We start from the raw sequence: 1,595 nt of genomic DNA, 5'->3' as shown, positions 1-1,595 counted from the left end.
GGTCGTCAGCCCGGGACTGGAGGCCACGGCGGCCGGCGAATCGTCGAAGCCGCCGAGGGCCACGTCCTGCGGCACCCGCCGATGCGGACCGACGCGCCCGGCCGACCTACACCCTCATCTGGGAAGAGCCTCTTTCGACACCGCATCGCTGAGCACCGACTCGCTCGAGGAACTGAATCTCGGCAAGATCAGCGAACTGCTCAAGCTCGGCATCACCGCCGTCTCTTTCATCACCGCACTGAACTCGCTCAGCTGAGCGAACATTCGGGCTGACGCCGAACCGAAAACCTGTCGAGGTATGAGTTCGCCACGAGATGCTCCCTGCGCGTTGGGACCGAACTCCACGGCCCTACGTGTAGGGAGCAGTTCAGTTTTTGAGTAGATAGATCTCAGGGGAGCGGAAGCGGTCATTCCTGATCCCGGTCCATCGGCGCCGGCAATAGGAATACGTAATATCCACGGTGAGAAGAAATTCAGCTTTCCGGTACGCATCACTGTCTAGGCTGAGACGTGTGATTGTGGGCGAACAAGTCTCGCGGCGAACACCTTCCGGCCGGACTGAATCTCGGGGTCAACAGCCTTCGGGACCACCGTCGGCGATGATGAAAGCGTCGAGGACGACGACGATCCCAACCTCTGCGATCAACAGGATGCCGAGCACCTTGCCCGACAATTCGATATGACGAAATCCGAGGACTGCGACCAGAGCCAACAAGGCGAGCGAGAAGATCCACCACGGCACCTCCGGACCACCGTAGGAGGTGATCAACGAACTCATTGCCGGGCCGAGGTAGCCGTAAACGGCCAATTGCACTGTGCTGTAACTGACAAGCGCCAACATCGCACTGCCAACGCCGGCACCACGGCCGAGACCATGTCCGATGTAGAGATAGAACGCGCCGGTTCCCGGGATGTAACGCGACATCGCGGTGAATCCGACTGCGAAGAGCAGAAGCACACCGGTTGTCACGGCGAAGGTCATCGGGAAGCCTGCACCGTTACCTCCGGAAATGCCCAGCGGCACAAGCCCACTGATCACAGTCAGGGGAGCGGCCGCGGCAACGACCATAAGGACTATCGAACCGGTACCCAGCGAGCCTCGAAGAGTTCGGTCATCGCCGGATGCATCGCGTGAAGCATTGACGGAAGTATGGGTCATACCGGCGATGTTAGAACCATTGAAGTCGATTCGGGACCCAATTCACAAAACTTTTACTTGCGAAAAACGGGACGAACCGTCCGTTCGTCGCGCCCCCGTCAGCCTTCTTCCTGCAGCGCCAAGCGTTTGAGCTCGTCTTTTGCGTGCAGAATGTGACGTTCCATCGCTTCCGCCGCGCGAGCGCTGTCGCCCCGCTTGATCGCCTCGAAGATCTCCTTGTGCTCCACCCTCGAAGCCTCGACCTGGTCTTCGAACACGAGATGATCGACGGGGACGAACATTTCGCCGCGAGCCTCGACCACAGCAGCCTCCAACCTGCTGTTTCCCGCCGCTCTGGCGATACCGCCGTGGAACCTGGCGTCACAAGCCCGGAACGATCCCCGACTTCCGGAAACCCCCAATTGCTCAATGGATTCGAGCAACTCGAGAAGATGAC

General features: G+C 59.8%; 3 protein-coding genes. 1 reads left to right on the top strand and 2 read right to left on the bottom strand.

Going from position 1 to position 1,595, the window contains the following annotated elements; all coding sequences use genetic code 11:
- Positions 1 to 256 (top strand): hypothetical protein (locus tag ABT116_RS44950; protein ID WP_351646794.1); only part of this gene is annotated, 256 nt, incomplete at its 5' end.
- Positions 257 to 571: 315 nt separating this feature from the next.
- Here ABT116_RS44950 and ABT116_RS44945 read toward each other — a convergent pair.
- Positions 572 to 1,159, bottom strand: coding sequence for an APC family permease (locus tag ABT116_RS44945; protein WP_351646792.1), 588 nt, complete (start codon positions 1,157 to 1,159; stop codon positions 572 to 574).
- A 98-nt stretch (positions 1,160 to 1,257) separates the two neighbouring features.
- Positions 1,258 to 1,595 (bottom strand): FadR/GntR family transcriptional regulator (locus ABT116_RS44940; RefSeq protein ID WP_351646790.1); only part of this gene is annotated, 338 nt, incomplete at its 5' end.

Source organism: Streptomyces sp. NPDC002130 (genome assembly GCF_040296465.1).
Classification (GTDB): Bacteria; Actinomycetota; Actinomycetes; order Streptomycetales; family Streptomycetaceae; genus Streptomyces.
This window is presented reverse-complemented; position numbering and strand designations above follow the sequence as displayed.